At 74.0% G+C, this 23363-nt stretch carries 18 protein-coding genes; 14 read left to right on the plus strand and 4 right to left on the minus strand.

The genetic code is table 11. The features are described 5' to 3' along the window. The first annotated feature begins 3 nt into the window (after nt 1-3). Together Vau01_RS41035 and Vau01_RS41040 are read left to right on the plus strand one after the other, a co-directional pair. Nucleotides 4-927, plus strand: coding sequence for an SDR family NAD(P)-dependent oxidoreductase (locus tag Vau01_RS41035; protein ID WP_204005253.1), 924 nt, complete (start codon nt 4-6; stop codon nt 925-927). After that, nucleotides 924-1388 carry a pyridoxamine 5'-phosphate oxidase family protein gene (locus Vau01_RS41040; protein WP_373320377.1) on the plus strand — a complete coding sequence of 155 codons (465 nt, stop codon included), beginning with the start codon at nt 924-926 and terminating at the stop codon, nt 1386-1388. The genes Vau01_RS41035 and Vau01_RS41040 overlap by 4 nt, the downstream gene beginning before the upstream one ends. Here Vau01_RS41040 and Vau01_RS41045 read toward each other — a convergent pair. Further along, nucleotides 1357-2298, minus strand: coding sequence for an ROK family protein (locus tag Vau01_RS41045; RefSeq protein WP_204005255.1), 942 nt, complete (start codon nt 2296-2298; stop codon nt 1357-1359). The two genes, Vau01_RS41040 and Vau01_RS41045, sit on opposite strands and share 32 nt — an antisense overlap. Here Vau01_RS41045 and Vau01_RS41050 point away from each other — a divergent pair. The 9 genes from Vau01_RS41050 (at nt 2290) to Vau01_RS41090 (ending at nt 12304) form a co-directional block, all read left to right on the plus strand. Beyond that, the gene (locus Vau01_RS41050) at nt 2290-2658 is read left to right on the plus strand and encodes a DUF1905 domain-containing protein (RefSeq protein ID WP_373320378.1); all 369 of its coding nucleotides are present in this window, start codon (nt 2290-2292) and stop codon (nt 2656-2658) included. The genes Vau01_RS41045 and Vau01_RS41050 overlap by 9 nt on opposite strands. Beyond that, nucleotides 2659-3561, plus strand: a complete 903-nt coding sequence (locus tag Vau01_RS41055) for a serine hydrolase domain-containing protein (RefSeq protein ID WP_204005258.1) — start codon at nt 2659-2661, stop codon at nt 3559-3561. It abuts the gene before it with no gap. A 10-nt stretch (nt 3562-3571) separates the two neighbouring features. After that, entirely contained in the window at nt 3572-4291 is a 720-nt protein-coding gene (locus tag Vau01_RS41060; RefSeq protein WP_204005259.1) for a histidine phosphatase family protein, read from the plus strand. A gap of 146 nt (nt 4292-4437) precedes the next feature. Further along, nucleotides 4438-4890, plus strand: coding sequence for a hypothetical protein (locus Vau01_RS41065; protein ID WP_204005260.1), 453 nt, complete (start codon nt 4438-4440; stop codon nt 4888-4890). Nucleotides 4891-4955: 65 nt separating this feature from the next. Continuing rightward, nucleotides 4956-5348, plus strand: coding sequence for a hypothetical protein (locus tag Vau01_RS41070; RefSeq protein ID WP_239152256.1), 393 nt, complete (start codon nt 4956-4958; stop codon nt 5346-5348). Continuing rightward, nucleotides 5348-7825: a DUF4132 domain-containing protein gene (locus Vau01_RS41075; RefSeq protein ID WP_239152257.1), complete on the plus strand. Its 2478-nt coding sequence runs from the start codon at nt 5348-5350 to the stop codon at nt 7823-7825. Before Vau01_RS41070 ends, Vau01_RS41075 begins: the two co-directional genes overlap by 1 nt. 27 nt (nt 7826-7852) lie before the next feature. Beyond that, the gene (locus Vau01_RS41080) at nt 7853-9880 is read left to right on the plus strand and encodes an ATP-binding protein (RefSeq protein ID WP_204005261.1); all 2028 of its coding nucleotides are present in this window, start codon (nt 7853-7855) and stop codon (nt 9878-9880) included. A gap of 49 nt (nt 9881-9929) precedes the next feature. Continuing rightward, on the plus strand, nt 9930-11306 hold the full coding sequence (locus Vau01_RS41085) for an FAD-dependent oxidoreductase (RefSeq protein ID WP_204005262.1): 1377 nt from the start codon (nt 9930-9932) through the stop codon (nt 11304-11306). 41 nt (nt 11307-11347) lie between these two features. After that, on the plus strand, nt 11348-12304 hold the full coding sequence (locus tag Vau01_RS41090) for an NAD(P)H-binding protein (protein ID WP_204005263.1): 957 nt from the start codon (nt 11348-11350) through the stop codon (nt 12302-12304). 13 nt (nt 12305-12317) lie between these two features. On the opposite strand, the gene Vau01_RS41095 is transcribed toward Vau01_RS41090, so the two are convergent. Next, complete coding sequence (locus Vau01_RS41095; RefSeq protein ID WP_204005264.1) at nt 12318-13703, minus strand: pyridoxal phosphate-dependent decarboxylase family protein; 1386 nt, start codon at nt 13701-13703, stop codon at nt 12318-12320. A 123-nt stretch (nt 13704-13826) separates the two neighbouring features. On the opposite strand from Vau01_RS41095, the gene Vau01_RS41100 reads away from it, so the two are divergent. The 3 genes from Vau01_RS41100 to Vau01_RS41110 all read left to right on the plus strand — a co-directional run bounded on the left by Vau01_RS41100 (nt 13827) and on the right by Vau01_RS41110 (nt 17408). Next, complete coding sequence (locus Vau01_RS41100; protein ID WP_204005265.1) at nt 13827-14243, plus strand: nuclear transport factor 2 family protein; 417 nt, start codon at nt 13827-13829, stop codon at nt 14241-14243. Nucleotides 14244-14421: 178 nt separating this feature from the next. Then, complete coding sequence (locus Vau01_RS41105) at nt 14422-16170, plus strand: polysaccharide lyase family protein (RefSeq protein WP_204005267.1); 1749 nt, start codon at nt 14422-14424, stop codon at nt 16168-16170. Then, nucleotides 16167-17408, plus strand: a complete 1242-nt coding sequence (locus Vau01_RS41110) for an alpha-L-fucosidase (protein WP_204005269.1) — start codon at nt 16167-16169, stop codon at nt 17406-17408. Before Vau01_RS41105 ends, Vau01_RS41110 begins: the two co-directional genes overlap by 4 nt. Before the next feature lie 20 nt (nt 17409-17428). Here the strand turns inward: Vau01_RS41110 and Vau01_RS41115 are convergent, their stop codons facing one another. Both Vau01_RS41115 and Vau01_RS41120 read right to left on the minus strand, forming a co-directional pair. Then, nucleotides 17429-20179 carry an FtsX-like permease family protein gene (locus tag Vau01_RS41115; protein WP_204005271.1) on the minus strand — a complete coding sequence of 917 codons (2751 nt, stop codon included), beginning with the start codon at nt 20177-20179 and terminating at the stop codon, nt 17429-17431. Beyond that, the gene (locus Vau01_RS41120) at nt 20176-23292 is read right to left on the minus strand and encodes an FtsX-like permease family protein (RefSeq protein ID WP_239152258.1); all 3117 of its coding nucleotides are present in this window, start codon (nt 23290-23292) and stop codon (nt 20176-20178) included. The genes Vau01_RS41115 and Vau01_RS41120 overlap by 4 nt, the downstream gene beginning before the upstream one ends. Between the last annotated feature and the right edge of the window lie 71 nt (nt 23293-23363).

Raw genomic sequence — 23363 nt, forward strand, 5'->3', positions numbered from 1 at the left:
ACAGTGGACGATCCGTTCGGCCTCGACGGCAGCGTCGCGGTGGTCACCGGCGCGGGTGCCGGCCTCGGGCGCGCGGAGGCGCTGGGCCTGGCCGCCGCCGGCGCCCGGCTCGTGCTCAACGACCTGCCCGGAGACGCGGTGAACGCCGTCGCGGCGGAGATCGCGGCGGCCGGCGGCGCGGCCGTCGTCTGCGCCGGTGACATCGGCGAGTGGACGACGGGAGAAGCGCTCCTCGCCGCGGCGCTCGACGCGTACGGGCGCCTCGACGTCGTCGTCAACAACGCCGGCGTGCTCCGCGACCGCATGGTGTTCTCGATGTCGGCGGACGACTGGGACCTCGTGCTGCGGGTGCACCTGCGCGGGCACTTCGTCACCACGCGGATCGCCACGGCGCACTGGCGCGAGCGTAGCAAGCAGACCGGCGCGCCGGTGGCCGGTCGGATCGTCAACACGTCGTCGGAGGCGTTCCTGCTCGGCCCGCCCGGCCAGCCGAACTACGCGGCCGCGAAGGCGGGCATCGTGGCGCTCACCGCGTCGACGGCGCGCGGCTGCGCCCGGTACGGCGTGCGGGCCAACGCGATCTGCCCGCGCGCCCGCACGGCGATGACCGCCGACCTGATGGGCCCGGCGCCCGACGCCGGGTACGACCCGTTCGCGCCGGAGCACGTGGCCCCGCTGGTGACCTACCTCGCCGGCCCGGCCGCGCGGCGGATCAACGGCGAGGTGTTCGTGGTGCACGGCGGGATGGTGGCGGTTCTCGCGCCGCCGACCGTGCGGGCCGCCTTCCACACCGACGGCGGTCGCTCGTGGACGCCGGCCGCGCTGAACGGCGTCCTGGAAAAGCTTTTTCCGAACGACGATCCAGCCGTTGGTTTCGTGTGCGAGGAAACGCTGCCGCTGGCGGCGGAACCGGTGCGAGAACAGTGAGCGACCGGGCCCGGGCCGCGATGACGGCCGACGAGACGATGGAACTGCTGGCGTCCGCCCGCAAGACGCACCTGGCGACCATCAACCGCGACGGCACGCCGCACGTCGTCACGATGTTCTACGCCCTGCGCTCCGAGGCAGGTGGGGAGCGGATCACGTTCTGGACGTACCGCGCCTCGCAGAAGGCGCGCAACCTCGCCCGCGACCCCCGCCTCACCTGCCTGGTGGAGGACGGCGAGGACTACTTCTCGCTGCGGGGCGTGCAGGTGAACGGGATCGCGCACCTCATCGAGGACCCGGCGGGGGTGGCCGCCGTCGGCCGGCTGGTCGCCGAGGGGCCGCTCGGTGTCGCCGGTGACGTGGTCGACGGCTACATCGAGCATGCGGCCCGCAAGCGGGTCGCGTACGTCGTCGAGCCGTTGCGCGTCATCAGTTGGGACCACCGGAAACTGGGCGGCTGATCCCGGTCGCGGCTTGCCGGGCCGCGGCGTGCCAGGCCGCGCCGAGCAGGGGAGCGTCGTGGGCGTTCCGGGCCCGGACGAGGGTCGGCAGGTCCGTGCCGCCGCTCGCGGTGAGCCCGGCGGCGAGCGGCGGCTCGACCAGGTCCCACGCGCCCGACATTCCGCCGCCGACCACGAGCACGGTCGGCCGGAACGCGGTGACCCACGGCGCGAGCGCGCGGCCGAGCGTGTGGAACGCCCGCCGGATCACCCGCGCCTCGGCGGGGGCGCCCGCGCGGGCCAGCCGGGCGAGGTCGCTGACGTCGCCGGTGGCGCCGGGAACCGCGACCCGCCACTCGCGGAGCAGCGCCCGCCGGGACACGGAGTCCTCGACCGGGGCGCCGTCCACAGTGGTCAGATCGATGCGGCCCTCCGGCGGCACCAGCGGGCCGTCGTCGACCATCCCGCCGTCGGCGAGGAACGCCGAGCCGACGCCGGTGCCGAGCGTGACGCCCATCGCCCGCGCGTGCCCGACCGCGTTGCCGGCGATCGCCTCGCCGCGGAGGAACGCCTGCGCGTCCGGAACGAAGCCGATCGGCCCGCACACGCCCCGCGACAGCAGCGCGGCGCCGACGTCGACGCCGTTGAGCGCGTCGAACTTGGCGACGCCCTGGTAGCGCGCGATGCCGCGGGCGTAGTCGAACGGCGCCGGCAGGGCGATCGCGATCGGGATGCCGGCGCCGACCGCCTTCACGCAGTCGGCGATGCCGTCGAGCAGTTCCGGGGCGCCGCCGTCGGCGGACAGCGACCGGTCGGCCTCCGTGCCCGACACCGGACGCCAGCCGGTCGTGTCGACCAGAACGCCCCGTATGTGCGTTCCGCCGACGTCGAACGCGCCGACCCGGGTTGGGTGTTGAGGATCATGGTGCACGGCACTGATTGTCCAGGTGGCGCGGGAAGTGTCGTACCCGGGTGCGATTCTGGCCGGGTGAGATTCGCCTTCGACGCCGAACTGTGGATCTGGGACGCCCGCCGCGACGACAGTTGGACGTTCCTGAGCCTGCCCGCCGACGCGTCCGACGAGATCCGTGATCTCGCGGAAGCGGGCGCCCCGCGCCGCGGGTTCGGGTCGGTGCGGGTACGGGTGTCGATCGGCGGCAGCACGTGGTCCACCTCGGTCTTTCCCGACGGCGCCCGGGGGGTCTATGTGCTCCCGGTCAAGAAGGCGGTCCGGCGGGCCGAGGGCATCGAGGCCGGCGACGTGGCCGGCGTGACGGTCGAGGTGATCTAGGTGGCCGATGATCTTCTGGCCGACTTCGTGGCGGCCGAGCGGGAGCACGGGTTCGGCACGTACGGCATCTGCGTCCAGCGGGCCGGCGAACCGGTCACGGAGCACCGGTTCCGCTCCGACGACCGGGTGAACCTGTACTCGGTCTCCAAGACCTTCACCTCCGTGGCGGTCGGGATGGCCGAGGCCGAGGGGCGGCTCTCGCTCGACGACCGGTTCCTCGACCACATGCCCGAGCTGCGGCCGGTCGCCGCCGACGGCTTCGCGGGGGTCACGCTGCGCCACCTGCTCACCATGACCAGCGGCACCGGCCACAAGTGGTTCGCGGTCGACCGGATCGACGCCGCCGACCTGCTGCACGAGATCGTCGCCGCGCCGCTCGTGGCCGAGCCAGGAACCCGGTTCGCCTACACCGGGTCCGGGCCTTACGCGGTCGGGCGGGTGCTCGCCCGCGTCACCGGTGCCGGCCTGCACGCCTACCTCACGCCCCGCCTGTTCGAGCCGCTCGGCCTGCACAATCCCGCCTGGCACACGTGTCCGCTCGGCTACGCGTTCGCGGAGAGCGACCTCTATCTCAAGACCGGCGAGCTGGCCCGCTTCGCGTCCCTGCTGCTCGACGGCGGGCGGTGGAACGGCGAGCAGCTCGTGCCGGCCGGGTACGTCGAACGGATGCCGGCCGAGTCGGTCGACACCAGCGAGGTCACGTGGGGGCGCCGCTACAGCGACGGGTACGGCCTCGGCGTCTGGCTCGGCCGCGACGGCGTCTACCTGGCGGCCGGCAGCTACGGGCAGTACGTCGTCGTCTGCCCGCGGCGGCGGGTCGCGGTCACGGTCACCGCCCACTCGGAGGGCGAGCGCGAGCACGACCTGCTCGACGCGGTCTTCGAGCGGGTGATCGACCGCTAAGATCGGCGGGGTGCAGCGTCCCGCCCTCCTGGTCCTCGTCCGGCATGCCGAGTCCGCCCGCAACCAGGTGAAGAAGGACGCCGTCTACTTCGCCGACGACGCGGCCCGGCGGGTCCTGCGCGGCCAGCCCGACCACGACATCCCGCTGACCGACGACGGCCATCTCCAGGCCGAGCAGACCGGCCACGTGATCCGCGAGCGGTTCGGCGTCTTCGACCACGTCTACACGTCGGGTTACACCCGCACCATCCAGACGACCGACGGCATCCTCGCCGCGTACCCGCCGGACGAGCGGAAACGGATGCCGGTCGACATGAACATCTTCATCCGCGAACGCGACTCCGGTTACGCCTACGACATGACCGAGGCCGAGGCGACGTCGGCGTTCCCGTGGTTGCACGAGTACTGGCAGACGTTCGGCGGGTTCATGGCCCGCCCGCCGGGTGGCGAGAGCCTTGCCGACGTGGTCGGCCGCATCCACCAGTTCCTCGACCTGCTCGACCGCGACCGGGCCGGCAAGCGCATCCTCGTCGTGACGCACGGGCAGGCGCTGCGGTGCTTCCGCTTCGTCCTCGAACAGTGGGACTACGACCGGGCCGAGCGCTGGCCGCCGGGCCAGGCGCCGGCCAACTGCGGCGTGACGGTGTACGAGGAGGCGGACGACCGCCTGGAGCTGATCGAGTACAACACCGTCCACTGGACCGTCGGGTCCCCGGAGGACGGTTCGTAAATCGGTCCTCCCCGCCTGTCCTCCGGCGGGTTGCCTGGTATCACACGGCAACCCGAGGGGGTAGTGATGCGACGGTTGATGGTGCTGGTGGTCGCGGCGGGGGTGGCTGGGCCTTCGCGACGGCGACGGCCGATGCGACGAAGGTGATGCTGACCCGGCTCCGCCCGGTGTCGGACGCGACGGGGGACCGTTACACGGTCTCGGGCACCGAGTCGGCCGGTGGGATCGCGGGCAACTGGTGGTTGGACGCGTACGCGATCTGCGCCCCGGCGCCGGCCGGGTACGGGATCGTCTCCGCGACGACCCCTCCCTCGTCGTCGAACCCGCGGATCCTGCAGGCGCTCTGCCCGGTGGGGAAGAAGGTCGTCGGCACCGGCGCGCAGCTCGTCGGAGCCGACGGGCAGGTGGGCATCGCGACGGTCCGCACGTTCGACCTCAACCAGACCGAGGCGGTGGCCGTGGAGGACGCCGACGGCACCACCCTCGTGTGGACGCTCGCCGCGTACGCCGTCTGCGTCGAGGTGGACGTGTACGCGGTGGAACCGACGACGATCGCCGGCTCGTGGCGACTGCGGGCACAGGCGATCTGCGCCTCCTGATCCGGAACCGGCCCGGGACCTCGTTCCGGGCCGTTCCTGTCGTAGGGCGTCGTTAGACTCCCGCCGTGTTCATAGTCACCGTCGTCGACGAGACGACTGCCGGAACCCGGGGCGACGCCTGGCACCTCGACATCTTCGAGGAGACCCTCACGCTGCGCGAGCTCATCCGCCGCCGGGTCTTCCAGGAGGTCGCCGAGTACAACGCCAGGCCGGATCCCGTTTTCCAGGGGCTGGTCCGGCCCGACGACGCCGAGGTCACGCTGAACGGGTACCGGCTGCGCTCGAAGCGCCACGTCGATCCCGAGCGGCAGGTGGCGTCGGCGCTGGCGGCGTTCGAGCGCAACGGGTTCGTGGTGCTGGTCGACGACCGGCAGGTGGAGGATCTCGACGCCACGCTCGCCCTGGCGATGGACACGCAGGTCACGTTCCTCAAGCTCGTGCCCCTGGTGGGTGGCTGATGCCGAACGCGCCGCGCTTCGAGGCCGTCCGTCGCCTCGCGAAGGCCCGCGACGTCCCCGGGCTCGCCGCGGAGCTGGTCACCATTGCCGGCACCAACCACGGCGACTGGAGCTACGACTACCGGCACGTTTTCAACACGCTCGAGGCGGAGGTGCGGTCGGGGCTCGCGCTGGCCATCATCGAACGGGCGGCGGAGCTCACCGATCCGAACCACCGGGTCTCGGCGCACCAGTTGGTCGCGGCCGTCGGCGAACGGTTGGGCACGGCGACGCCGCCGCAGGTCGCCGAGGCCATGCTGCGGTCGGCCGGGCGGTTCAGCACCTACTGGCCGCCCGCCCAGCTGCTCGTGTACGCGAAGGTGCTGGAGCACGCGGGCCGACCGCTGACGCCGGAGGCGGTGGCCGTCGTGCGGCGCACCGCGCACGGCGACCGGTACGACAACGGCGACCTGAAGAAGTACGCCCGCACGCTCACCGACCCGCCACTCAACTGCGGCGAGGCGTGGGCCGACGCGGTCAACGCGGCCGTCGGGGGCGGCGGGCCGTGGGCGGAACTCGTCGCGCACGCCGCCACCGCCACCGGTCCGCGTCCGACCGAGACGTGGGCCAAGAAGGCCGTCGAGCTGCTGGCCGATCTCCCCGGCGACGAGGCGGGCGCGACGCTGCGCGGCTGGCTCGGGCTGGTGGGCAGGCCGCGCACGCTGCCCCTCGAACGCAACCCGTACGAGTACGACGTCAACGAGGCGTTCGATCTCCACAACGCCACACCGCTGCGGGGCCTCATCTGGCTCACCGTCCACGTGCCCGAGCACCCCGACACCGCCCGCCTGCTCGGCGCGCTGGTCGACACCGCGCTGCGCAAGGTCGCCGGGCTCGGCCCGCGCAGCCCGAAGACCGCCAACGCGGCCGTGCAGGCGTTGTCGGGGCTGGGCACCGAAGCCGCGCTGGCGCAGCTCGCGCGGCTCACCACGCGGGTCACGTTCAAGGGGACGGTCAAGGAGCTCGACGCCGCGCTGGAGGCGGTGGCGCGGTCGCTGAACCTGTCCCGCGACGAGGTCGAGGAGCTGGCCGTGCCCACCTACGGGCTCACCGGGGTCGGCCGGCGCGTCGTGGAGTTCGGGCCGGAGGGATCCGCCGTGGCCACCGCGGTGGTCGAGGTGTCGGGCGGGCGTGCGGTCGTCACGTGGTCCAATGCGGGTGGACGCGCGGTGAAGGCGCCGCCCGCGGCCGTGCGCACGGATCATGCCGAGGAGCTCAAGGAGCTCAAGGCGTCCGTCAAGGACCTCGACCAGATGCTGTCGGCGCAGGCCGACCGGCTCGACCGGCAGTTCCTCGCGCAACGGGTGTGGACGTTCGACACCTGGCGCGAGCGCTACCTCGACCATCCGCTGCTCGGCACGCTGGCCCGGCGGCTGATCTGGCTCGTCGACGACCGGCCCGTCGCGTTCGCCGACGGCCGGTTGCGCGACGTGAACGACGAGCAAGTCGATGAGGGGGACGAGGTCCGGCTCTGGCATCCGATCGGCCGGCCCGTCGTCGAGGTGGTGGCCTGGCGCACGTGGCTGGAACGGCACGGGATCACGCAGCCGTTCAAGCAGGCCCACCGCGAGGTCTACCTGCTCACCGCGGCGGAGGAGCGCACGGCCACGTACTCCAACCGGTTCGCCGCGCACGTCCTGCGGCAGCACCAGTTCCACGCGCTGGCCGCGGTGCGGGGCTGGCGCAACAAGCTGCGGCTGATGGTCGACGACGTGTACCCGCCGCCGAAGCGGGAGCTGCCCGGGTGGGGGCTGCGGGCGGAGTTCTGGGTCGAGGGGATCGGCGAGGACTACGGCGGCGACGACACCACCGAGTCGGGCACGTACTTCCGGATCGCGACCGACCAGGTGCGGTTCTACTCCGTCGGGGCGGCGGAGAACGAGGCGCACGCCGGTGGCGGCGGCTACGGGCAGCACTGGCACACACGGAACCCGGTCGGCGACCCGGTGCCGCTCGTCGACATCCCGCCGCTGGTGTTCAGCGAGGTGATGCGCGACGTCGACCTGTTCGTCGGCGTTGCCAGCGTCGGCAACGACCCCACCTGGCAAGACGGTGGTCCGCGGGGCCGGCACCGCGAGTACTGGGCCGAGTACGCCTTCGGCGAGCTCGGCGCCACCGCGCAGACCCGGCGCGAGCTCCTCGAACGCCTGGTGCCCCGGCTCGCGATCGCCGACCGCGCCACGGTGTCGGGCCGCTTCCTCGAGGTGCGGGGCACAATGCGCACGTACCGGATCCACCTCGGCTCGGGCAACATCCTGATGAGCCCGAACGACCAGTACCTGTGCATCGTCCCCAAGCAGACACCCGACCGGGCCGGCCCGGTGTTCCTGCCCTTCGACGGCGACCGGGTGCTGGCGCTGATCCTGAGCAAGGCGCTCCTGCTGGCACGGGACGACTCGATCACCGACGAGACGATCCTCCAGCAGATCCGCTCCTGAGCCCCGCCAGGTCGGATAATTGTCGGCATGCCCGCACACCTTGGCGACCTGTTGGAGACCGCTCGCAGGCAGCACTTCGTGGGACGTCGGCGCGAGGTGGCCAGTTTCGACGACGCCATCGCCGGGCGGTCGCCGCGGCGGGTGCTGTTCCTGCACGGCCAGGGCGGCATCGGCAAGACGACGCTGCTGCTGGAGTTGCGCGCGCGGGCCGCCGGTCGCCGGGTCGTGCTGATCGACGGCCGCGACGTCGATCCGTCACCGGAGGGGCTGCGAGCGGCGCTGCGGCCGACCTCGTGGCCGCTGACCGGTGGCGTCCTGCTCATCGACGGGTACGAGCAGCTCGTCGCGATCGACGCGTGGGTACGCGACGACCTCGTCCTCGGGCTGAGCGCCGACGCCGTCGTGGTGCTGGCCGGTCGCGATCCACCGGCGGCGCCGTGGCGCACCGACCCCGGCTGGCGGCATCTCGTGGCCGTGCACCGCCTCGACCCGTTCGACGCGGCGGAGAGCGGCGAACTCCTCGCCCACGCCGGCGTCGCTCCGTCCGACCGGTCGCACCTGATCACCCTCGGCCGCGGACACCCGTTGACCGTGGCCCTGCTGGCGGACCTGACCGCGTCCGGGGAGGTGCCGGCCACCCTCGCCGACGCACCGGATCTGGTCTCGGCACTACTGGAATCGTTCCTGCGTGACGTGCCCAGCGAACTGCACCGCATCGGCCTCGCCGCCTGCGCGATCGCCTGGTTGACCACCGAGGAACTTCTCGCGCGGCTGGTGGGCGCCGACGCCGCCCCGGCGGTGTGGCAGTGGCTGGCCCGGCGTCCGTTCATCACCGCCGGCCCGCGCGGGCTGTCCGCCCACGACCTGGCCCGCGACGTGCTGGACGCCGAGTTCGAACGCCGCGAACCCGAGCGGTACCGCTCCTACCGCCGGATCATCCACGCCCACGCGGTGGCCGCCCTGCGCGCGACCACCGGCCTCGACCGGCAACGGCACGCGCAGCAGATGTTCTTCCTGCTGGGCAACAGCCCGCTCGCCGAGGTGGTCGCCCGCCTGCGGGCGCGGGGCTCGGCGACGGTCGCACCGGCCCGCCCGGACGAACACGAGCCGGTGTGCGCGGTGATCGAACGGTTCGAGGGACCGGCCAACGCCGAACTCGCCCGGGCCTGGATCGGCGAGCAGCCCGAACAGCTCAGCGTGGTGCGCGCCGGCGACAACCTCACCGGGTTCGCCTACCACGTCCTGTGCCCCGGCCGGTCGGAGCTGGAGGACCGTGACCCGGTGGTGCGCGCCGTTCTCGACCACATCGCCCGGGAAGGACCCCTGCGGCCCGGGGAACTGGTCGGCATCACCCGGTACGCCGCCGGAACCCGCGCACACCAGCACGACCCGTACGCCCTGCTCGCCGCGAGTGTCTGCACCCTCATCGAGATGCTGGCCCGGCCGCTGGCCTGGTCGGTGTTCGTCGGGATCGACCCGTTGACCTTCGCCTTCTCCGAGTACATGGCCTTCACCCGGCTCGTCGGGATCGACCACGGCGGCGTGCGGCACGTCGCCTACGGCATCGACTGGCGACGGATCTCCGTCGACGTCTACCTCGACCTGGTCCGCGACCGGGCGCACTCCGGTGAGACCGGACCACCACCGGCCGCCCTGCTCCGCCGGCCACCCATGGACCGCACCCGCTTCGCCGCGGCCGTCAAGGCGGCCCTGCAGACGGTGTGCCGGCCCGACCGGCTCGCCACCAACCCACTGATCGACTCCGCGCTGGCCGCGACCCCGGCCGGTCCGAGCGTCGACCGGTTGCGGACCACCATCGGCGACGCCGTCACCGACCTCGGCAACCGGCCCAGGGGTGATCAGCTCCGGGCGGTCCTCGACCGCACCTACCTGCGCCCGGCACCGTCGCAGGAGGCCGCCGCCCAGATCCTCGACCTGCCCCTGAGCACCTACCGCCGCCATCTCGCCAGGGCTCTCGACGAGCTCACCGACATCCTCTGGATGACGGAGATCGAGCCTCACCGGCGGGACGCGTCACCACTGGACGGCCATTGACCACCATCTGACGTGGAAAGTGAGCGGCGGCGCACCCCATCCTCGACGCATGGACGACAACCGACACCACGCGATCGTGCTGGGAGCGAGCATGGCCGGCCTGCTGGCCGCCAGGGTGCTCGCCGACGAGTACGAGCGGGTCACCGTCGTCGAGCGGGACCCGTTGCCGCCGGCGGCGGACAACCGCCGCGGCGTCCCACAGGGCCGGCACGGTCACACCCTCCTGCCGAGCGGCGCCGACATCATCGACGAGCTGTTCCCCGGCCTGCTCGGCGAACTCGTCGCGGCCGGGGCGCCCAGGCTCGACAACTACACCGCCGTGCGGTTCGTTCCCGACGGCGTGCACCGGCTCGCGCCGCCCGCGCCGCCCGTCGAGTTCCTGCACCAGGCGAGCCGACCGTTGCTCGAGGCGGCGGTCCGCACCCGGATCCGCGGCCTGACCAACGTGGAGATCCTCGATGGCTGCGCGTTCGTGGGACTGGTGACGAGCGCCGCCCGGGACCGCGTCACCGGAGCCCGCGTCTTCCGCCACGGCGCGCCCGCCGAGCAGGTGCTGACCGCCGACCTGGTGATCGACGCCACCGGACGCGGGTCGCGAACTCCCACCCGGCTGGCCGAGCTCGGTTACCGCCGGCCGCCGGAGGACGAGGTCGAGATCGACCTGCGGTACGCCAGCAGGCTGATCCGGTTCGAGCCCGGTGCGGTGCCCGAACAACTCACGCTGATCGGGCCGACTCCCCGACGACCACGCGCGATGGCCCTGTTCGCGTACGAGAACGACACCTGGTTGTTCACCGTCTCCGGCTACGCCGGCCATCACCCGGCCGCCGACTACCGGGCGATGGTGGAGTTCGCGGCGCCGTTCGCGCCGCCGCACATCGTGGCCGCCCTGCGCGACGCCCGGCCGCTGGCCGACGTGTCGACGTTCCGGTTCCGCGCCAACCGCCGCCGCCGCTACGAACGCATGCGCCGCTTCCCGCGCGGACTGCTCGTCGTCGGCGACGCGATGTGCAGCTTCAACCCGATCTACGGGCAGGGCATGTCGGTCGCCGCCAAGCAGGCGATCGTGCTCCGTCACTGTCTGCGCCGTGGCGACGGGCGCCTCGCCCGGCGGTTCTTCCGGTTGGCCGCCCGGCCGGTCGGCACGGCGTGGCGGATGGCAGTCGGCGCGGACCTCGCCCTGCCCCAGGTCGACGGGCCGCGATCGCCGGCGGTGCGGCTCGGCAACGCCTACGTTCACCGGGTGCTCGTCGCCGCCGAGCACGATCCCGTCGTCGCGGCCCGCTTCCTCCGGGTCAGCGCGTTCCTCGACAAGCCGTCGCGGCTCATGGCGCCGTCGATCATCGCCCGGATCATTGCCCGGATCATCATCGGCAATCGACGGGCGGAACCGGATCGGCAGGATACCCGTATCGTCTTTCGATGATGTAGCAGTGGCGGGATCGGTCGGTCGGTGGTGGAGGTGCGATGATCGCGCTGACCGGTGCGTCCGGGCGGCTGGGCCGGTTGGTGCTGCGGCTCCTCCTCGAACGCGTCGACGCCGGCACCGTCGTGGCGCTCAGCCGCACGCCCGAGGCGCTCGCCGGTCTCGGGGTCGCGACCCGGGAGGCCGACTTCGACCGCCCGCACACGCTGCCCCGGGCGCTCGACGGCGTCGAGCGGCTCCTGCTCGTCAGCACCGACGTGTTGAGCCCCACCGACCGGCGGGCGCGGCAGCACGAAAACGCGGTGAGTGCCGCGGCCGCGGCCGGGGTGGGGCACGTGCTGTACACGTCGATCGCGCGGGCCGAGCACGACAACCCGGCATCGGTGGCGGCCGACCATCGCCGCACCGAGGCGACGCTGGTCGAGTCGGGCGTGCCGTACACGATGCTGCGCAACAGCCCGTACACCCAGCTCGTGCTCATGGGCATCGAGACCATGCTCGCCACCGGCACACTGCTCGACAACAACGGCGACGGCGCCACCGCGTACGTCACCCGCGAGGACTGCGCGGCCGTCGCGGCCGAGGTGCTGGCCCGCGGCGGGCATCAGGGCGCGATCCTGGAGGTCACCGGGCCGCGGGCGCACACCCAGTTCGACATCGCCGCGCTCATCAGCGAGTTCAGCGGCGTTCCGGTGCGGTACCTGCCGATCAGCGACGAGGCCACGGTCGCCGACCTGGTGGCGGCCGGCATGGGCGAACCGGAGGCGCGCAACTTCGCCACGATCGGCAAGGCGATCCGCGCCGGCTACACCAACCTCGTCACCGACACGGTGGAGCGGATCACCGGGCAGCCGCCGACCTCGGTCGCGGAGTTCCTGGAGGCGCGCCTGGCCGGCCGCTGGCCGTCCGGCCGGCAGCGGATCACCGACCGCCGCGCGTTCCGGCCCGCGCGGACGCGGCCGGCCACGCGTCGCAGAAGACCGGGTGACGCGCGCTAGCTTTTCAACCGGGTCAGCGTGGCCCGGCGAGCGTGAGCATCGCCTTGACGCTGGCGTCGACGTCGTCGGCGTCGGTGGTCCAGTTGGTCACCGAGATCCGCATCGCGGCCCGGCCCCGCCAGGTGGTGCCGCTGACGAAGCAGGTGCCGTCGGCGCGGAGCGCGTCGATCACCGACCGGGTGCGCTCGTCGGGGCCGTCGAAGCGGACGAGGACCTGGTTCAGCACCACGTCGTTGAGCACGGTGACGCCGTCGGCGGCGCCGAGGCGGTCGGCGAACCGGCGGGCCAGCGCGCAGCACCGGTCGACGATCTCCGCGACGCCGCTGCGCCCGAGCGCCCGCAACGCCGCGTAGACGGCGAAGCCGCGCGCCCGGCGCGAGAACTCCGGGTTGTGGTCGAGCGGGTCCCGGCCGGCGCCGTCGGCGTGCACGAGGTACGCGGCGCGCACGCCCATCGCGGCCCGGTGGGCGGCCGGATGGGCGCAGAAGACCAGCCCCGAGTCGTACGGGACGTTGAGCCACTTGTGCGCGTCGGTCGCCCACGAGTCGGCCCGTTCGACGCCGGCCAGCAGCGGCTTCAGGTCCGGGCTGGCCGCGGCCCACAGGCCGAACGCGCCGTCGACGTGCACCCACGCGCCAACGCCGTGGGCGAGGTCGACGATCGCGCCGATCGGGTCGACGGCACCGGAGTTGACGTTGCCCGCCTGCGCGCACACGATCACCGGCCCGCTCTGCTCATCAAGTGCGCGGCGCAGCGCGTCCACCCGCATTCTGCCCTGGGAATCGGCCTCGACCGCGACGATCGCGTCGGTGCCGAGGCCGAGGAACCGGAGCGCCCGGTCGATGGTGTCGTGCCGGTCGGCGCCGGCCAGAACGCGGACGGTCGGTGCGGCGGCGAGGCCGCGCTTCTCGACGTCCCAGCCGACGCGGCGCAGCATCTCGTGCCGGGCGGCGGCGAGCGCGGTGAGGTTGGCCATCTGCGCGCCGGTGACGAAGCCGACCGACGCGTCCCCCGGCAGGCCGAGGATGTCCAGCAGCCAGCCGCCGGCGATCTCCTCGACCGCGGCGGCGGCGGGGCTGACCGCGTAGAGGCCGGCGTTCTGGTCCCAGGTGGCGGTGAGCCAGTCGGCGGCGAGCGCGGCGGGTGTCACTCCGCCGATCACGAACCCGAAGAACCGGCCGCTGCCGGTGGCCATCAGGCCCGGCCCCGCCGCCGTCGCGAGCGCGGTGATCACGTCGGCGGCCGGCGTCGGCGTCTCCGGAACCGGGCCGCCGAGCGCGGCGCGCATCGCGGCCGGATCGACCGGGACGCCCACCGGACGCCCGGGCAGCCCGGTCAGGTGGGCGAGCGCGTGCCGGTACGCCTCGCCGAGCGGTGTCTCCCAGTCGGGCACCTGCATGTGCGTCCCCTCTCTCTGTCACCACCGATCGTGGCCGACCACCGTGTGACGCACCGTGTGATTCCCCCGCCGTTACCTGACGGGTAATCGACTCTGCTACCGGTCTCCTGCGAGGCTCGGGCCATGAGCGACGAAACACGCGCCGTGGTGGCGGATCTGATGGGACGGATCGTGGCCGGTGACCCCGAGCGGGTCGCGGAGCTGTTCGCCGAGCCGGTCGACTGGCTGCTGAGCTGGCCCGAGCCGGCGGAGCTGCCGTCGGACGTGCCGTGGATCCGGCCGCGGCGGACGCGGGCCGACGTGGCTGACCACTTCCGGACACTGGCCGAGCACCACGTGCCGGAGCTGAACGGGACGACGGTGTCGGACGTACTGGTCGACGGCACCGACGCGGTGGTGGTCGGCGAGATCGTGCAGACGGTGCGCCGGACGGGCGTGGCGTACCGGTCGCCGTTCGCGCTGCGGTTGACGGTCGAGGGCGGGCTGATCACGCGGTACCACATCTACGAGGACAGCCTGACCGTGGCGCGCTCCGTCTAGAGCCATCGATGGCTATGCTTCGATCCAGGAAAGCGCTTGCCTCCCGGGAAGGAGCGTCGTCATCGTTACCCGACGCCAGTTCACCGCCCTCGCCGCTGTCCCGCTTGCCGCTCCCTTGGCGGTGCCCGCCGCCGCCACTCCCGCCGCCGCCACTCCCGCCGCCACCATTCTCGACGTCGTGGAGACCGAGACGGAGATCCTGGTCGACAACGGTCCCGTGCAGCTCACGGTCAGCAAGACCAGCCCGGCCCGCCTCACCGCGCTGCGCTTCGAGGGCCGGGACCTGCTCGGCAGCGGCGGGCGCGGCAACTACGACATGAACAACGCCCGCGAGGGTGACGCGTTGCCGCTCCCGCCGGTGCAGAACACGGTCGAACTCCGGCGGGGTTCCGACAACAGTGGGGATTTCGTCGACATCGCGTTCCGGTACAGCCCCACCAACGGCGGGCCGTTCTGGTTGGAGCGGCACCACATCGTGCGGGCCGGCGAACCGGGCCTGCACCTGGCCACCGTGTTCCAGCACCCGCCGGAGTTGCACGGGTTCCGGTCCGACCAGCACCGGTACGTCTTCTACCTGGACCCGGCGCTGTTCACCCACGCGTCGGTCGAGGACGATCCGATCGGTGACCCGTGGCGGGCCGGCGCCGCGGTCCTGCCGACGCCGGCGGAACTCGCGGCCGCGCCGATGGTCATGGACGCCACGCACGACCTGTCGGCGGTCGGCTCGGCGTACCCGCGCCGGTACTACACCAAGTACGACTGGGCCACGTGGGTCAAGGACCACGTGGTGCACGGCCTGTACGGGAACGGGTACGGGATCTGGTGCGTGCAGCCGAACCGGGAGGCGTTCAGCGGCGGGCCGGTGCGGCAGGATCTGAACCTGCACCAGACCACGAGCCGGCCGGTGCTGCTGGTCGAGCCGCACGCGACGCACTACGGCGCGCCGCCGGTGCGGGTCGCGGCCGGGCAGGAGTGGTCGAAGACGTACGGGCCGTACTTCGTCTGCTTCACCACGGGGACGGACGTGGCCGCGATGCGCGCGTCCGCCGTCGCCCACGACCACCGCGACTTCCACGACCGGCTCGCGTTGCCGGGGTGGGTGCCGTCGGCGGAGCGGTCCACTGTGGACGGTCGCGTCGATCCGGGTCCCGCACCCGCCGTGGCGGTGTTGTCGGACAACGGGATCGACCACCAGCGGACCGTGCTCGGCTACGCCTACTGGGCCGACGTCCGGCGCGACGGTCGCTTCTCGCTGCCCGGCGTGCGGCCGGGCACCTACCGGCTCACCGTCTACCGCGAGGGCGTGTGGGACGACGTCGTGCGCGACGACGTGGTGGTCGCGCCGGGATGCCGGCTGCGCCTTCCGTTCACGGCGTTCCCGCGGTCTGTCCGTCCACTGTGGCAGATCGGCACGCCGAACCGGACGTCGGTCGAGTTCCGGCGGGGGCGGGAGTTCCGGCAGTGGGGGACGTCGCGGTTCTTCGCCGCCGACTTCCCGGACGGCGTGGTGTACACGGTCGGCCGCAGCGGGCCGGCGGACTGGAACTACCTGCAGTTCCAACGGATCGACGGCGTCGAGCAGGCGCCGTGGCGGATCCTGTTCGACGTCCCGCAGCCGGCGAATACCGCGACCCTCACGATCGCCCTGGCCGCGTGGGGCATGGACACCGCGCGCGACATCCCGCCGACGCCGCCGAACCTGACCGTGCACGTGAACGACACCTCGTTCGCGTGGACGTTCGAGCCCGACGAGACGCGCGGCGCCACCTACCGCAGCGGGTGCGGCGGACGGACGTTCCGGCGGTCGTTCCCTGTGGTTCTCCGCCGCACCGGCAACGAGATCGTGCTGCGGATCAACGAGGGGTCGCCGCCGGAACTCGGCAACGACCTGGCGTACGACGCGATCAAACTGGAGCTGGGTCGATGAGACCGGTGCCCGCGTGGTACCGCGACGCGAAGTTCGGGGTGATCGTCCACTGGGGACTGTACTCGGTACCGGCCTGGGCGCCGCTCGACGACGAACTGGTGCGGATCCTCGCGTCCGGGGGGCCGGCGCCGTCTCTTGAAGATTCGGCGGCGGGTGATCCGCTGGCCCGGACCTCGTACGCCGAGTGGTACTGGAACAGCTCGTTGCTCGACGGCCCGACCCGTTCGTACCACGCGTCCGTGTACGGCGGCGGCGACTACGGCGACTTCCGGGAACCGTTTCTCGAGGCGGTACGCGGGTGGTCGGCGGAGCCGTGGGCGTCGCTGTTCGCGGCGGCGGGCGCGCGGTACGTCGTGCCGGTCACCAAGCATCACGACGGTTTCCTGCTGTGGCCGTCCACTGTGGACAATCCGCACCGGACCGGCTGGCGCGTGACGCGGGACGTGATCGGAGAGCTGGGCGAGGCGGTCCGCGCGCACGGGATGCGGTACGGCCTCTACTACTCCGGCGGCCCCGACTGGACGTTCGACCACCTGCCGATCCGGCGCATGGCCGACGTGGCGGCGAGCATCCCGTCGAGCCGGGAGTACGCCGGGTACGTCGACGCGCACTGGCGCGAGCTGATCCGCCGGTACCGGCCGAGCATCCTGTGGAACGACATCGGCCGCCCGCCCGGTTCCGACCCGGGTCCCCTGATCGCCGACTACTACGCCGAGTTCCCCGACGGCGTGGTGAACGACCGCTTCGGCGGCTCCGACCCGGACGTGCGCACCCCGGAGTACGCCCGCCGCGCCGACATCGACCCTTTGCCGTGGGAGTGCGTGCGGGCGGTCGGCCTGTCGTTCGGCTGGAACCGCCAGGAGACGTCGCTGCTGTCGGTGGGCGAGCTGGCGATGCTGCTGGCCGACGTGGTCAGCAAGAACGGCAACCTGCTGCTGGGCGTCACGCCCGACGACCGCGGTGCGATCCCGCCGGCCCAGGTAGCGTTGCTCCACGGCATCGGCCGCTGGCTGGCCGCGCACGGCGAGGCCGTGTACGCCACCCGCCCCTGGGTACGGGCCGACGCCCGTACGGCCGACGGCCAGGAGGTCCGCTTCACCTGCCGTGGCGCCACGGTGTACGGCCTCATCCCGAACGCGGTCGGCGACCCGGTCGAGCTGGCGCGCACGATCGCCGGCGTTCCAGCTGTTCCGTTCCGGCGGGTCGGGAGCGAGGGGTTCGCCTTCGACGCACCCTGACGGGGCTCGTCGTCCATGCCTCAGCCGCCCGCCCGGAGCACCTCGGCCAGGCCGCGCCTCCGGCGCAGCGCGGACTCCACCGGCACCACCACCGCCACCGCCACGAGCAGCGCGACCGCCACCGCGGCCAGCCCCCACCAGGGCACCACCAGCGGCGGGTCGCTCGGCTGGCCGGTCAGCACCCGCACCGACAACGGGCCCAGGGTCAGCCGGGCGAGCAGCAGCCCCAGCAGCGGGCCACCCACGGCGGCCACCGCCACGGGCGGCAGCAGTTCGCCGGCGGCCACCCGGCGGGCGTCGCGGACCCGGAGGCCCAGGGTCCGCAGGCGGCTCAGCGTCTGCCACCGGTCGGGCGCGCCGGCGGCGGCGCCCAGCGCCAGCCCGAGCAGGCCGGCCACCAGCAGCACCGCCGCCGACGTCAGGGTCAGCCGGAGGAGGCCGGCGGTCAACGGGGCGCTCCGGCGGTCGTGCAGGACGGTCGCCCGCAGCACGACGTCCGCGGGAACATCCGCCGCGGCGACGGCCTTCGCCGTACCGGGGCCGACCACCCACACGGTGTCGGGCACCACGGGGACGCCGCGCTCCGCCAGCGCCCGCGCGTCGACGATGACCACGTCCTCGACGTCACCGACCCGGGGCGCCGTGCCCACCGTGCGGAGCGGCACCGGATCGGCGCCCTCGCGGGGGAGTTCCAGCCGCATCCCCGGCCGCAGGCCGCCGTCGGCCGAGCGGACCAGCGCCGGCACATCCGCTGACCCGGCCGCCGCCAGCAGCGAGAGCGCCGGCGCGTCCGGCAGGGGCGTCGACGCCAGCAGCCGCCGGAACGCGGCCGAGTCGACGATCACCAGGCGGGGCGTCACCAGCGTCTGCCCGGTGAGGACGCGGGCGTCGTCGGTCACCTGTGCCGTCACCACCTGCCGCACCCCGGGCCGCGCCGCGAGCGTGCGGGCGAGCTCGGGCACCGCTGGCTCGGCCGCATCGGGGGCGAGGTCGAGCCGGGCGTCGGCGCCGACCGTCTGCCACGCGCCGGCGGCGAGGCCGCGGTTCGCCGTGGCGTCGAGGGTCAGCGCGAACGACGCCAACGCCGCCGCCGCGACCATCGCCAACACCGGCAACGCCCGGCCCGCCGTCGCGGCCGCCCGCGCCGTGCCGAAAAGCAATAGTGGACGCCGTGCGCGCAGCGCCCACGCCAACGCCACGCCCAGCCCGGCGGGGAGCACCCGCAGCAGGAGCACCGCACCGGCGACCGCACCGAGCGCGGGCGCACTCGCGGGCAGCACCCCACCCCCCGAAGCCAGCAACCCACCGGCGGCCGGTGCCGCGGCGTCCGTGGGGGTGGGGAGGATTCCGCGTTGGTGCAGGGCCACGGCGGCGGCTGTCGCGGCGGCCAGCAGCGCCACCTCGAGCGCGGCGCGCCTCAGTTCCGCCGTGCGGTGGATGAAGCGGCGGGCGGAGCGGTTGGCCGGCACGCGCCGGTCGCTGGTGGCCCTGGCCGTGGCCAGGGTGCCGAATCCCGGGCTCGCCGCGGCCAGCGTCGCGGCCACCGGCACGGCCCACCACCAGGCGACATCCGGCGTGACCAGGCGGGCCAGGGCCAGCCCCACGGCGGCGAAGAGCGCGGCCACCAGCACCGATTCGAGGGTGAGTTCCAGGGCCAGGTCGCCGACGGCGGCGCCGCGTCGGCGGGTGATGGTGAGGGACGGGGTGCGGCGGCGCACCAGGAGGTCGGCGGCGAGCAGGAGGACCAGTACCGTACCCGCCACCACGGCGAGCAGCAGCACCGATGCCTGGGCCGCCGCGGCGTCCACCCGGGTTTGTACCTCGCGGAGGATCAGGTCGAGGCGGGACTCCCACTTCAGCGACGCGTCGAGTGTGGCGGAGGAGCCGGAGGTCACCTTCAATTCGACCACGGTCCCGGCGATCGTCCGGCCCGAGTCCGCGGTGAGGGTGGACGGGTCGGGTGCGAACCGCACGGTGCGGTCGAGTTCGTCCTGGTCGAACGCCAGCCGCGCGTCGGGCAGCGAATCGGGGGACAGCAGCCCGCCCAGGCGGGTGGTGCCGACGCCGTCGGAGCCGCTGACCGGGTGGAGCAGCCACGGGGCCAGCCGCCAGCCGGGACCGTCGTCGGGGCGGAAGACGCCGCTCACCTCGACGTGCTTCTCCCGCTTCTGCTCGTCGACCAGCGGGATCCGGTCGCCGGGGCCGACGCCCAGGGCGGCGGCGTCGGCCTCCGACAGGCCGACCTGCACCGGCCACGGCGGGGCGTCGTAGGACATCGTGGCGTCGCGGGTGACGCTCGGTCGCGGTGGTCCGCCGGCCACCCAGGTGACGGCGGTCGCGCTGGCGGCGCCCCGGGCGTCGGCCAGGTAGTTCAGCTGGAAGGTGCGCAGCTGGCTGCCGTCGGTGATCCGCAGCGTCGGGCTGGAGACGATCGTCGTCGGTGGTCGCAGCACCCGGCGGAGGTCGGGGGTGAGCGCGTTCTCGGCCCGGCGGCGGAACTCGTCGACGTCCTCGGCCAGGTCGGGGACCCGGGTCCGGCCGCCGCCGGGCGCGTCGTCGGGGATCCAGCGGGCGTGGGTCAGGACGTCGGCGGTCGGGCCGGCGCGGCGGACGGCGTCGCGCACGGCGTCGTCGGCGGTCGCCCGGAGCAGCGGCGGGGCGGCGGTGGCCAGCAGGGTGACGACCATGAGGACGACGCCGGCCAGCAGGAGGGGACCGGCGTCGGCCCGCGCCCGCCCCCGCACGCTGGGCCAATGCACGCGGGGAATCACGAGGTCACCCGCAAGCGGGCGGCGTCGGCCTGGCGGGACTGGAACGTGGCTACCACCGTCACGGCCAGGAGGCAGCCGGCCAGCAGGAGCGCTACCAGGATCGCCTCGTGGCCCCAGGGCCAGAGGGGTACCACCGGCGGGACCGGTACGGCGCCGGTGTCCGAGCGGATCATCGGGGGTGCCACCCCGTAGGTGGCCAGCGCGCCGACCAGGGCGCCGGCCAGCAGGGGCGGCAGGAGCACGGCCATGTGCTGGCCGAGCAGGACGGTCCGGATCTCGCGGCGGGACACGCCGAGGCCGCGCAGGCGCGCCACCTCCAGGGCGCGGGCGCGCAGGTCGAACGTCACGTGCAGGGCGACGCCGGCGAACAGGAGCAGCGCCGCGGCCGGCACCAGTAGCCGCAGGGCCCCCGGGAGGCCGGCGCGGGGTGGGCTGCCGGTCAGGCGGGCGGCCTCGCCGGCGCGGGTGACGACGGTTCCGAGGTGCAGGTCGGCGACCCGCTCGGGCGCGTCGGGGCGGGGGTGGCCGACCCACCAGGCGTCCATCGGGAACGTCGGGTCGCCGCCGCGGATCACGGCGCGGGACAGGAGGTCGATGTCGGCGAGGATCGCGGCGGCGCCGGGCGCGCCGGGGACGGACGGCACCACCGACGTGACCACCACCGGAACGGGCGTGGTGCCGACCGTGAGGCTGAGCCGCGAACCGACGCGGGCCTTGAGGTCGGACGCGAACCGGGCGGACACCGCCACCGGAACCGGGCCGGGGTTGCCGAACGCGGTGGCCACCAGGGTCCTGGCACCGTCGTAGAAGCCGTAGAACTGGACGTCGGCGGTCATCGTCAGGGTGGTGGGGGTGGCGCCGACGGCGGGATTCGTCAGCATCTGGGGGTCCGGGGGAGCGGAGAACGCGGTCCAGTCCGGGCCGGCGCCGGGCACGGACAGGGTCACGGTGACGCCGGCCAGCGTCCCCGATTCACCGACCGGACCGGAGGAAATCAGCGACAGGAAGACGGCCACCAGGTGCCCCGGCGCGCACGACGGGAACCGGTGCGGCATGCCGTCGAGGGGGAACGCCGGGCCGGCGCACGGGGTGCGCACGCCGGTGCCGTCCTGTAGCAGCAGGCGCGGTGTCGCGAGCACCTCTACGCCACCGGTGGCGGTTCCGGCGATCGTCAGGTCGGCCGGCACGGGCACACCCGCGGCACGGATTTCCGGCGACAGGCCCGCGCCGACGCGCGTCCACGATTGGTTTTCGCCGCCGCGGCCGCGCAGCAAGGCCGCGGACCGCGCCGTGTCGATCGCGACCAGCCGTGGCGCCGCGCCCCCGCCGCCCACCCATTGCCCGACGGCGATCCCGCGGTTCATGGCCGGGCTGACGACGCCGCCGGTGGCCGCGCCGATCGCCGCACCGTCGCCGGCGGACGGCGGGGCCGCGACGCGCAGCGCGAGGTCGGTGCCGACGGAGAGGTCGGCCTGATCGCGCTGCGACCGCTGCCAGGTGGCGTCGAACGCGGTGCCGAACGTGCCGGCCGCGCACGCCAGGGCGATCAGCAGCCCGGCCGCGACCGTGTGCGGCCGGCGCGCGGCCTCGAACGCGGCCAGCGGCAGGGCCAGGCCGCGCGACCGGCGGGCCAACCGGTCGACGGCCGTGAGCACCGGGACGGCCGACCGCAGCGCCAACGCGGCACCGGCCGTGAGGAGCAACGCCGGCGCGGCCACCCGCACGACGTCGGCGCGGGCGCCGGAACCGGACGGCTGCGCGGTGAGCTGCCACCAACCGACCACGGCGAACGCGACGAGCAGGACGTCGACCCCGGAGCGGACGAGGAACTGGCCGCCCGTCGGTGCGGGGCGCACGGCCATGACCACCAGGACCGCCGCGAGCGCCAGCGCGCCCGCGATCACCGCGGCCACCTGCGGGCCGTTCGCCGCCGCGCCGGTCGCGAGCCCGGCACCGGACAGCGGTTGCCGGTGGGTCAGCCACGAGTGCAGCCCGGCCGAGGCCGGCACCGCGATCGCGGCCGCGAGCGCGGCGAGCGCCAGCGCCTCCGCGGCCGCCACCAGCGCGAACTGGTTCCGGCTGACGCCGAGCGCCGACAGCAGCCCGGTCTCCCCGGTGCGGACGCCGGCGGTGAGGCGGCCGGCCAGCGCCAGCGCGGTCGCGGTGAGCACGCAGCCGACCAGCGCGACCGCGAGCACCGCCGCCGCCGTGACCCGCTGCTGCTCGCGGGCCTGCCGCAGCGTCGCCGGCAGGAACGACTCGACCCGCTGGATCCGCACCCGCTCGCCGAGGGTGCGGTCGAGCCGCCGGTCGGCACCGGTGACGGCGCGGGCGACGGCGTCGAGGTCCGTCCGGGACGCGTGGCTGAGGTCGGGCCGGGCGGTGATCTCCAGCCGGTCGACGGTGGAGGCGCCGTCGAGCAGGTCGTCGAGGCCGACGAGAAAGGGGCCGTAGGCGTGGACGGGTTGGGCGGTGCGGCCGTCCTGGAACGCGAAGTCGTAACCGGTGCCGGCGAGGGGGTCGCGGTCCCAGCCGGTGCCGGCGAGCGGACGCGCGATGCCGACGACGGTGACGTCGAGGGCGGGTGCGGGGTCCTGCCGCAGTTCCGATCCGAGGCCGACCCTGGCGCCGACCTTCAGGTCAAGAATCCGCGCGGTCGACTCCAGGATCACCGCCTCGCCCTTCGCCTGCGGCCAGCGGCCGTCGAGGAGTTGGGCGCGGGCCGGGAGGTCCTCGACGGCGGCCAGGTAGGTCTCGGCCGCCGTACCGTTCCCGTCGGCGGGCGCCGAGGGCAGCGACCGGATCGCCGACGACGCGCGGGCGGCGGTGGTCGAGGCGAACGGATCGAGCGTCGTCTGTAGAAGTGCGCGGGTGTCGTCGGCGACCGACCGCACGTCCTTCCCGCGGATGTCGACGGTGAACGCGGTGACCCGCGTGTTGTCCGGGTCGGCGCGGGCGGCGACCACCTCCAGCGCCTGCCCGCCGGTGCGGGTGACCAGCAGCGCGCACGTGCCGAGCAGCGTGGCACCGATCGCGACCACCGCGAGCAGCGCGGCGAGCAGCGGCCACTGCTGGCGGGCGCGGCGCCCGATCAGCGCGATCAGCGCGCTCAACCGACGGGCCCGTCACTCGATGCGGCCGCCCGGCGCCCGACCGGGGCAATCGGCGCGATCAACCGACGCGC

This window comes from Virgisporangium aurantiacum (genome assembly GCF_016863635.1).
Taxonomy (GTDB): domain Bacteria; phylum Actinomycetota; class Actinomycetes; order Mycobacteriales; family Micromonosporaceae; genus Virgisporangium; species Virgisporangium aurantiacum.